The organism is Herbaspirillum aquaticum (assembly GCF_002213425.1).
Classification (GTDB): Bacteria; Pseudomonadota; Gammaproteobacteria; order Burkholderiales; family Burkholderiaceae_D; genus Herbaspirillum; species Herbaspirillum aquaticum.
Window position 1 is genome coordinate 135,533 of sequence record NZ_NJGV01000019.1, and the last position, 10,186, is coordinate 145,718.

Consider the following 10,186-nt stretch of genomic DNA (forward strand, 5'->3'; position numbering starts at 1 on the left):
AGGTAATGCCTCGCTCTTTGGCACCGAACCATGAAACCCCGCATCCTCCGAATGTCGCCGTCGCAAAGTAGCCAGAAGCCCCTTGGCAAATAAAACCTGCTTCGCGCGTTACCCCGTCTTCAAGATCACTAACGCATCAACGTAGACATTCCTTGATAGCTTTGTCCATATTGTCAAAATGAATCGACGCCGGGGTGCCGCTCTTCATCTTCCAAACAGTATAGCCGCCAGGAATCGCCTTACCTCGTAGGGCACTTTGCTTACCCTCAGTAATGAAGCGGAGTTGGATTTTTGTCTTCCCATCCTCTTGGATGTCGAATAGCTTACGAGCGACGGCATCCGAGAGTAAGTGCGAACCCTTGGTATCGAGGCAGAAGATTTTGTCTCCCTTCCACACAATGAAATCAGGAAAGAAAGATGCTGTGTCGCCTTCACTCAACAATGGGATGTAGAAGCCGCCATTGCTAGGGTTTCGGTGCCAAGGTAGCCCCACCGTATCGAGCGCCTGCGCGAATGGCAACTCGAATTTATTGAACCCGGCGTAGCGCTCATAGAGCCCGTTTACGAAGGCGCTGGAATTCTTAGGCACACGCATCGCTCCGAATTCGAACGGTCGCATGCTCTCGTAAACAAGCTCGGTCAGGTCATAGTAAGCCGACACTATCTCGTTAGCGGCCTTCTCTGCTTGCTTGTGTGCAATGCTGTTGACCTGCACCCGCACATCAAACTTCTTGTGCTGAAAATCAGTTGCCGCTTTAGCGCCTTTCGATCGCACGCGTAACGCCGACTCGATAAACCAACGCAGCCGTACGGGGTTAGTGTGCCCCACCTCGACCCATGCAGTCTTAGGAGACTCGCCGTCTAGGTGAGTCAAATCAATCAGCTCAGTTGCAGAATGCGCTTGCCCAACAGTATTTGGGCTGTTCTCTTCGAAGTTTGGAAACTGTGAAATGATGTCAGCAATGGCCTCATGTGCGCCTTCCGCGTCTGCATGGACATGACACAACTTCACATCAATACCCTCCTTCGGCATTAGGTCTTCGGCTCCACCGCCAGAACTGCCGTAATTGCTAGTAATTTCAATTGGCGCACCTTCGCTTTGCAGCTTCGCTTTGACGTTGCGAATCGATTCTTCGAACACGGGCTTGCTGTCCACTCGCAAGAAGAAATGGGCTGAGTTCAAAAGAGCATTGTCGTAATGCGTTGCTTTCGGTTGGCGCAACACTCGGCCGATGACCTGCTCGACTTGAATCGACGAACCCATCGACTTATCGATGTACGCAAGATAGCAGGCGGGATCGTCCCACCCCTCCTGAAGTGCCAGGTTGAAGATGATGTGCTGGAAATCGCCCTCCGAGAAATTATCAAAATCATTCTCACCTTTGGAAAACAAGTTCACCATATCGGGCTTGTTTCCCTCAATGAAGGCCAAGTTTGCATAAATCGCGATTGTCTTCGGGTCGATCTTCTGCTCTTCGACGAGATGACGCCAAATACGAATCGGTGGCGCGCTACGCTGGTGGAACGGCTTCGTGTGGTCGTCGCGACCACCGTCATCTGTCATATTTGTCTTGCAGACGTAAATGGCTTTAGGTTTGAAATCCAAACCTCGAGCGGTGATCTCAGTTTGCAATAGATTCATGCGCCCAACGAGGTCGTCAAGGCACGTCTCCATGGTGGATGTCGTTCCATCGAACTGGATACCCTTCTTCACGAGCTGGGCGTCGACGACATCTTTGCTATCAATCGCCGTGGTAATGAACATCTTCGCGCTGACATCACCATGCTCGTCAACTGCCCCAAGCTTGGAAAAAATTGCTCTATCACCGACATCCTCAATCCACAACCGGATGTGCTGGACGATCGAGCGATTGAAATTTTCAGGCAATTTAAGGGTCGCCGACGCCAACAGGAACGCGTCAGGCTCCAGTTCACCAAGAATTTCGGACTGCTGCTCCGACAGGTTGTGCCCCTCGTCGTAGACAATCACTAGCGGGCGGCGCTGCTTTCCATCAAAGCGCTCAATCAAGCGCTCCCAAGGGGACTGATTACCAAACAGGTCCGCGTCCTTCTTGTAGATGTTAAGTTGGCCGGCTGCTTGGTCTTTATTATTGAACAGGCCAGTCGTTGCAAGAACCATCAAGGCGGTTGAACTGTCCGAGATCATATGCGGATTGAGTTCAGAGGCGTTTACAACGCGGAAGCCTTCAATAAGACCGGAATATTTACCGCCGCCAGAAAAGTTCGAGTAAGTCTGCGCAACCACAGACTTGGCTTTAGACATCCAAAAGACAATTGGCTCACAACCAAAGTGCGCTCGAATTTGGGCGACAGCTTCCGCGAGGATCGGCGTTTTTCCGGCACCGGTAATTGCCGACAAAGCTTGAAAGTAGGGCCGTGGCGTCTTTCCTTTACGGGGCCGGAACTCGTGGTTGGCGAAGAAAGCGTAGCGGTCCGCTATCAACTGGGCCGCCTTGGCCTGAAAGACTTTCAGTTCAAACATCCAGCAATTCCCCCAATTCCTCGTTATTGTAGGCGTCAGCGCGCGAATTAAAGCCGATGTGTTCAAGTACTGAGTCAGGAATCTTGTAGAACTCGATCCCATTACCAACATAAGTCGCAATCGTCGCATAGACGTGATAACGCGTTGCCAAACCGGCTGTCCTCGCCTCCTCTGCCACTCGTTTGAATGACTCGCGATTAAGCTTTGACGGCTGATCCGAATCGTCCCAGATCAAGAAGAATCCCTCATTTTTCGAATTTACCGCGAACAGGTGGCGGTACGCGCCAAGCGGTAGGCGCTGTAAATAAGATTTCGCCTTCTCCGCCTTATTCCAGTAGACCGTAAGCAGTAAGTCGATCATTTCCTCACGAGCCAACTCATTGACTGCCCTGGCGTCGATCTTCTCTTTTTTCAGTTCAATGAATCTGAAGCCTCCGGGCCGAGGATCTCGCTTACCGCTAGCGTATTCACCAGTCACGACGCGACGGACGCGTTCTGCCGTGAGGGAACGCGCATAGTGGTCGCCCTTTTCGGTGTTACCCTGCTCGATCAAGATGAAATTTCGATCAGCGCCCGTCTCTGCGTTGAGTTCAACGACGGCATGTCCAGTCGTGCCGGAACCTGCGAACGGATCAAGCACCAAGCCATCAGGTTTGCACCAAATTTGGATGATCTTCTTGATGAGTCGAAGCGGCTTAACCGTCTTAAAGTCGTGCCCCTTTCCTACTACGGCATCAAGTTCGTTAATACCAGTCTGACTGTGACCCGATTCCTCATGATTCCAAGACTGACTCTCGATCTCTAATGGCGTGTCATAATCTTCGTTCGCCCAGTATGTAAGCGGCACTTTGCCTTTTTTGATCTTGCTCAAGTGCTTTTTCAGACGCGGGCCACCTTCGCCGCCATCGGTAAATATGAGCTGCGGCCAGTGTGGTTGCTTGTAGCGCTCCAGTGCCGTCTTGCGGGCGACCTTCACTGGGGCGCTATCGAGAACCGGCTCATTACCGATGAACTTACAGCCCTTCAAAACAATCGCCTTGGCCTCGCATCCGTCGTCGAGATGCTTGTAGACGTATTCAGCCCCCCAGGCTTCCAGAAGCTTCTTCATCTCCTTGGCTTCCAAACGCCAATGGTTGCTCGCTGGGTTACTACTGGGGTAAAACATCTTTCCAGTGAAAGGTGATTGAATGCCGAATGTCCCCGTACGCCGGTATTCTGGCGCTGCGGCGTCAGAGGATGCCCACTCCCCTTCCGCGTCGTCATCAACGTTGGTGTACCGAACGTTCATCGCCTCGGTGCGAGCAAGCAGACCAGTCTTCGCGCGCTCTTCATCCTTCGCGTAGACGAGGACATATTCAGTCGCCGAGGAAAGGCCTCCTTTTTTTCCACCAGTGTCATTCTTGGGCGAATAAGCTTTCTGCCAGTTGATGATGCCGATGCGGTTGTCTTCATGAAAAATTTCATCCATGAGCATGCCGAGGCGATACAACTCGCGATGGTCGATACAAATAGCTATGACACCACCCGGTTTGAGCATCTCACGCATCATCCATAGACGCGGCGTCATAAACTTCAACCACTTGCTATGACGTGAACCATCATCCTTTGGGACAAGATCACCAAGATCTGGGTCGTTGGGATCCTTGTCCCACTTGTCGTTATATCGAAAATCCTCGCCAGTATTGTATGGCGGATCCGTTACGATCAGGTCGACGCGGCCGCGGTGCTTATAAAGCGTAACCATCGTCGACAAATTCTCCCCGTCCCAAATTTCATTGACGGCTTGATGCACTTCATCTCCGACGGAGAGTTTTTTGACAATTTTGTGCAGCTTTGGCTTGACCTGCCGAGTTATCTGCCATGGAGCCGTCCGGCCAGCATAATTCAGGCGAATGCCATCTTTGCCGGCGTCGCGATTGGCCTGCTCCTGCTCTTGCAGCAGCCGGATTAACGCCGCGCGGGGGAGTGAATCGTAGTCCATTCGTGGTCTTCTTAATAAGCGAGACGGCGCCACAATGGGCGCCGTCAAAAATCAGAGGAAAATTACTAAAATTATACCTCAAAAACATCTATCAACGTAGATTCCGCCCCTATCATAATCTAGTAGTAAAGTGATTCATGTCGCCCCAACAGCAGCCTCACTATACTCAAAACGGTAATTTTTGCACCAACTAAAGATTCTTTCAGACATATATCACTCCTGAGAATCGAGCCTTGACTGCTCGCCTTCGCCTGTTTCCCGATAGGCATTTCTCACCAAAGGAGTTTTCATGTCTTCCACTCTGTCTTGCCCCCACTGCAAATCCCTCTGCATCGCCACCCGCAACTACGCCCGTAAAACAGGTAGTGCCATTGGAGCAGCTGCCGGTGCCGCTGGAAGTGCTGCTGCCATGATCGGAGGCGCGGAAGCTGGTGCTGCGTTTGGCATGAGCGTTGGCCCCGTGGGCGCGGTTGTCGGCGGCCTAGCTGGTGCGTTGATGGGCGCTCTGTTTGGCGGCGCAGCCGGTAGCGTGGCTGGTGCCACTGCTGGCGCAGCCATTGACGATAACGTACTCCATAACTACGAATGCCAGGAATGCGGCCACACCTTTGGCAAGCCCTAACGGCTCATTTTCTCCAACCCAGCTCTTCCACATCAATACCTACAGCCCTTTGCGGGGCTGTAGGTATTTTTAGGTTCGACCACTTCAATCCACTCGTCTACCTCTACAAGGAATCATCATGCACCTCGTTCACTCGATGGCTTACGTCAACGAAACGCCCTGGCACGACCTGGGCAATCAACTCGCTCCCCATCAGCCTCTTGAAGTCTGGGCAGAACAAGCTGGGATGAACTGGATCATCCAGGAAGCCGAAGTCCGATTTGTCTCAGCGGGCATTGGTACTTCGCTGGGCTCCATTCACGCCTTCCCTGATCAGAAGGTCCTGTACCGCTCCGATACGCAGGCCCCGCTTTCGGTCGTGTCCCGTCGCTTCCAAGTCGTCCAACCTCACGAAGTCCTGGAGTTTTATCGCGACCTCACGGAAGTGGGCGGCTTCGAGCTGGAAACGGCCGGTGTCCTCAAGGAAGGCAAGAAGCTCTGGGCACTGGCCCGTACCGGGCAGAACGCTACCTTAAAGGGCAGAGACAAGATCAACGGTTATCTCCTCCTGGCAACCGCCTGCGATGGGACGCTTGCGACCACCGCCCAATTCACCTCAGTACGGGTCGTCTGCAACAACACGCTCGCCGTGGCGCTGGGCGATAGCAGTGGTGCCATCAAAGTCCCGCACCGCAGCCAGTTTGATCCGCAAGCCGTCAAGCGGCAGCTGGGCATTGCCATTTCGTCATGGGACGGTTTTATGGCCCGCATGAAGGCGCTGTCCGAATGCAAGGTTAAAGGGGATGCGGCTAAATCGTTCTTGCGCCGTGTACTGACCTATTCCGTGGCGGTGACGCCTGACGGAAATGGGAGCGCGGTGAATGATCGTGCCCTTAAAGCTGTCCATGACCTGTATCTGGGTCGCGGCAAGGGAGCGGAATTGGCTTCAGCTTCCGGTACCGCCTGGGGATTGGTCAACAGCGTCACCGAGTATGTTGACCATCACCGTCGCGCCCGCAGTGCCGATCACCGCCTGGATGCCGCTTGGTTCGGGCAGGGCGCATCAATCAAGCAAAAAGCATGGGAAGAAGCCCTCAAACTTGTTGCCTAAGGGCGCTCCTCCAATCCTGCAGATCTTTTCCAACCACCGCATACACGCCCGAGAGCCCTATCAAGGCTCTGCGGGCGTTGCGCTTTATGGAGACCGCGATATGGAAGTAGTTAAAAGCGTTGGCATCGACAATCTCATCAATCAGCGCGCTGCCCTCCAAGACAAGCTAGCCCAAGCGGTCGCGCTTCTGCGAGAGTGCAACACCTTGGCGAACGCTGCAAAGTTGACCTTCCCCGAAATCAGACTGGAACGAGGACGCTGGTTGAGCCAGCAGACACGGCTTTCTGGCAATTATGCTGCCGAACCCGAACAAGTCTCACGGGACATTCTGCGCGTCATCGACTGTAGTGCCTGGGAATACCTGATGCGCGAATCCGGGCTGCGTACATTCATGGACGCGACAGCTCGCCAGAAATGGGACGCACAACTGGAATCGGGCGAGGTGCCTGCACTGAACAAGGAGAACATCGAGGCGACCTTCTCTGCGCTCTACCAAGCCCGTGGTGAGATGTTCGAGCGAGGTGTTATCTCCTGCTTCCAGGGACTATCGTGGGACTACAAGACGAATCAACCCTTCAAATTCGGCAAACGCATCATTGTGACTTACCTGATGCGCAGCGGCTCCCCCGACAGCTCCGCCACGAATCGGTTAGAGGACCTGGTACGGGTCTTTCATGTGCTCGACCACAAACCAGAACCCGATCATCGAATCGGCATAGGGTCACGACTCTGGCAGGCTTATCACGCCAGAGAGACTTCGCTCGACACGCCTTATCTTCACCTGAAATGGTTCAAGAAAGGCAGTGGTCATGTGACGTTCAAACGGCTAGATCTGGTTGAACAAATGAACAACATCTTGGCGAAACACTTTCCCCATGCCTTGGCCTGCGAAAAGTAAGCTCCACCATCACCAAGGAGTACCCACCACCGCCCTGACTGTTTCCAGTCAGGGCGTTTCTTTGAGGAGTATTGAACATGCTTGTGCAACATCCCGCACAGCCAGGCTTGCCGGCATTACGATTGGTCGATACACGCCGTATCGACCGCGCAGACTGGTTGGAAGTACGCAAGAGCGGTATCGGCGGCTCCGACGCTGCCGCTGCCGTGGGTCTATCCCCCTACAAAAGCCAATTGGAGCTGTGGCTGGAGAAAACAGGGCGAGATGCTCAATTGGAGAAACCCGATCCCAATGACACCACGCATCCCGTCTTCTGGGGAACCCTGCTCGAACCCATCGTTGCGGCGGCCTACACCCAGCAAACAGGCCGCAAGGTCCGCAAGGTCAATGCCGTCCTCCAGCATGCTACGGTGCCCTTCATGCTGGCCAATCTTGATCGAGAGATTGTCGGTAGTCCTGAAGTCCAGATTCTCGAATGTAAGACCGCTGGGGAATTTGGTGCAAGGCTGTGGCTAGATGGCGTGCCTGAATATGTCCAACTCCAAGTGCAGCATCAGCTCGCTGTCACCGGCAAGCAATCTGCCGATGTCGCGGTCCTGCTCTGCGGACAAAAGCTGGAGGTCCACCGGGTCTATCGTGACGATGAACTGATCTCTCGCCTCATTCATCTGGAGGCGCAGTTCTGGCAGTACGTCGCCAGTGATACACCACCACCGGCCGACGGCTCCGAATCGGCCGATCGCGCCTTGCGCTGCCTCTATCCGGGCAATGCCACCGTTGTGGATTTCACAGAGGACCGGCAATTGTCAGCAGCCTTCGCCGATCTGGTCTTACTCAGGGCCGACATCAAAGCCAAAGAGGCATTGGCCGAACAGCTCAAGCAGACCTTGCAGCAGGCCATGGGGGACGCCTCGGTCGCCCAGTTCGACACCGGCAAGATCACCTATAAGCGCAGCAAAGACAGCGTCAGCATCGACCTGGAGAGACTGCTGGCCGATCACCCTGATCTGGCCCAGCAATATGCCACCAGCAAGCCTGGTTCCCGGCGATTTCGCATCTGCGATTAATCCACCATTTCATTGTCACAGGAGTTTCTATGCTCAAAGGACTCGCCATCACACCGCCCGTAGTCGGTCGCATTTCCATTGGTCGCGTAATCGAACGAAACGGCAAAAGGCTTCCCGAAAAGGACGATCAATTTACCTTAACGACACAAATTCAAAACCACGATGGCTGGATGCTGCATCCGCTAGATGAAACAATGCGCAAAGCCAGTAACGGCAAGCTGCGCGCCATTCCCGTGCGACTCATGTTCAATGATCCCAATCTGAACCTGCGCGCAGAATACTCTGCTTTCGAGAAAGAAACGGGCCGGCCGATATGTGTCGGCAACGGCGACACTTGCCGCCGTGCCGCAAATAACGCCATTGAGACACTGCCTTGTCCATCGCCGGAGGCCTGCGAGTTCGGATTGAAGCGCTGCAAGCCCTATGGCCGCCTCAACGTCATAGTTGGCGAAGACGATGAGCTGGGTAGCTTCATCTTTAGAACCACTTCCTTCAACTCCATTCGTACGCTGGCGGCAAGGCTGAATTACTACCATGCGTTATCAGGCGGCTTGCTGGCAACGATGCCGCTGGAACTGAAACTACGCGGCAAATCCACCACCCAGAGCTACCGCAGTGCCATCTACTACGTGGACCTCGCAGTGCGGTCGGGGATGTCCTTGGAAAGCGCTATCGCTCAAGCGCGAGAACTCGCTGATCGCAAGAGGACGGCGGGATTCGATCAGACGGCGCTGGATGATGCCGCTCGAATGGGATTTGCTAATGGAGCCTTTGAGGATTCTGCGGATGAAGCGCCTGAAGTTGTAGAGGAGTTTTACCCAACCAGCCCACCGGCTTCAGGTCCAGGCACGTCAACGGCACCACCTAACAACCCCAGCCTGAACGACAAACTCAAGGCCAAAGCCGACAAACTGATCAATTAACGTCCTTCCACTAACGTCCACTAACAAGCCCGCTCGACTGGAATTTCTTTGGAGCTATCCGTGACTTCATCCGCACTTAACAAATGGTCTCACTTTGATATCGGTCGCGTATCCATGACCAACGCAGCCACCGCAGCATTGGAAGAAGCCCGCGTCGAGAGCATCTTGCTCCTTCATCGGCATATCCACGGTGACTGGGGCGACCTCGATGCGCACGACAAGATGCAGAACAATCTTGCCATTCTCCTCGGGCAGCGGTTGCTCTCTGCCTATGATCTCCCCACAGGCAAGACCATCTGGGTCCTGACCACCGCAAACCGTGCATCGACAACGTTGTTGCTGAAAGACCCTTCAGGACTAGCGCCGTAACAACCCCGTTGTCAGGCGCTCCAGTACTTCCAGAACCATTAATTGATCGTACTCAGTCAACTGCGGCAACACATGCCTTAAAAGATGGTGGGCTTGGTCCTGCGCACCATCATGATGCGTGTACATCAATTCCAACACCCCGCATTCCAGTATTCCTGCAATTTCTTCCAAGCGCGTCACGGTAGGAGGAACAACTCCCCGCTCAATACGTGACAGCGCCTCGTTTCCAATTCCCAGTCGTTCTGAAAGTTGTTCTTGCGTCAAGCCTTTTGCTAAACGGCGCTTGGCGATCGCCTGTCCCACGACGACTGCGAGCTGTCCAACGTCTTCCTTTGACATCTATGCCCTCCAAATCTTTGGGAAATGGTTGGGCATCCCGGCAGTCGAGTGAATGCCATTAAAAGTTGTGTTAATCTACTTTAAAAGTTGTTTGGAGGAGCTTGCAGTAAATTTTGTCCCCACCGCTAGCTTCAGACGACCTGATCGCTTAATCCAACATCGATCCGCTACCCCTTCTTCAACAAGGAGAAAATCTTGAAAAAGTCTTTCCATCTACTGGCCCTCACCAGCATGTTGCTCGCGAGCTCTGCATCTTTCGCTGATGACGCGCCGTTTGACGTCAATATGCACATCGAGCAGGGTAAAGTGGACCCATCCGTCAAGACAGCGTTTGCCAGAATTTAAGCTGCATCCATGACTTCACTTGCAGCAGAACAGCGCTGCCCTGATCCTG

10 protein-coding genes are annotated in these 10,186 nt (G+C 53.7%); 7 read left to right on the top strand and 3 right to left on the bottom strand.

The features are described from left to right. Positions 1 to 136: 136 nt before the first annotated feature. Both CEJ45_RS17890 and CEJ45_RS17895 read right to left on the bottom strand, forming a co-directional pair. Complete coding sequence (locus tag CEJ45_RS17890) at positions 137 to 2,503, bottom strand: DEAD/DEAH box helicase family protein (RefSeq protein WP_158214926.1); 2,367 nt, start codon at positions 2,501 to 2,503, stop codon at positions 137 to 139. After that, complete coding sequence (locus CEJ45_RS17895) at positions 2,496 to 4,484, bottom strand: site-specific DNA-methyltransferase (RefSeq protein ID WP_088756383.1); 1,989 nt, start codon at positions 4,482 to 4,484, stop codon at positions 2,496 to 2,498. Before CEJ45_RS17895 ends, CEJ45_RS17890 begins: the two co-directional genes overlap by 8 nt. Before the next feature lie 289 nt (positions 4,485 to 4,773). On the opposite strand from CEJ45_RS17895, the gene CEJ45_RS17900 reads away from it, so the two are divergent. The 6 genes from CEJ45_RS17900 (at position 4,774) to CEJ45_RS17925 (ending at position 9,453) form a co-directional block, all read left to right on the top strand. Further along, complete coding sequence (locus tag CEJ45_RS17900; protein ID WP_088756384.1) at positions 4,774 to 5,106, top strand: hypothetical protein; 333 nt, start codon at positions 4,774 to 4,776, stop codon at positions 5,104 to 5,106. Between the two features lie 118 nt (positions 5,107 to 5,224). Continuing rightward, on the top strand, positions 5,225 to 6,196 hold the full coding sequence (locus tag CEJ45_RS17905; protein ID WP_088756385.1) for a DUF932 domain-containing protein: 972 nt from the start codon (positions 5,225 to 5,227) through the stop codon (positions 6,194 to 6,196). Further along, a complete protein-coding gene (locus tag CEJ45_RS17910) occupies positions 6,078 to 7,094 on the top strand; it encodes a DUF4942 domain-containing protein (protein ID WP_338152874.1) in 1,017 nt (338 codons plus the stop codon). Before CEJ45_RS17905 ends, CEJ45_RS17910 begins: the two co-directional genes overlap by 119 nt. 77 nt (positions 7,095 to 7,171) lie before the next feature. Further along, positions 7,172 to 8,161, top strand: coding sequence for a YqaJ viral recombinase family nuclease (locus CEJ45_RS17915; RefSeq protein ID WP_088756387.1), 990 nt, complete (start codon positions 7,172 to 7,174; stop codon positions 8,159 to 8,161). A gap of 29 nt (positions 8,162 to 8,190) precedes the next feature. Beyond that, entirely contained in the window at positions 8,191 to 9,084 is an 894-nt protein-coding gene (locus CEJ45_RS17920; protein ID WP_088756388.1) for a recombination directionality factor, read from the top strand. A gap of 60 nt (positions 9,085 to 9,144) precedes the next feature. Then, positions 9,145 to 9,453 carry a hypothetical protein gene (locus tag CEJ45_RS17925; RefSeq protein WP_241517370.1) on the top strand — a complete coding sequence of 103 codons (309 nt, stop codon included), beginning with the start codon at positions 9,145 to 9,147 and terminating at the stop codon, positions 9,451 to 9,453. Here CEJ45_RS17925 and CEJ45_RS17930 read toward each other — a convergent pair. Further along, positions 9,442 to 9,792: a helix-turn-helix domain-containing protein gene (locus CEJ45_RS17930; RefSeq protein WP_088756389.1), complete on the bottom strand. Its 351-nt coding sequence runs from the start codon at positions 9,790 to 9,792 to the stop codon at positions 9,442 to 9,444. The genes CEJ45_RS17925 and CEJ45_RS17930 overlap by 12 nt on opposite strands. Before the next feature lie 195 nt (positions 9,793 to 9,987). Here CEJ45_RS17930 and CEJ45_RS24825 point away from each other — a divergent pair, with 195 nt between their 5' ends. Next, positions 9,988 to 10,137 (top strand): hypothetical protein, encoded by a 150-nt coding sequence (locus tag CEJ45_RS24825; RefSeq protein WP_158214927.1) that lies wholly within the window; start codon positions 9,988 to 9,990, stop codon positions 10,135 to 10,137. The last annotated feature ends 49 nt before the right edge of the window (positions 10,138 to 10,186 follow it).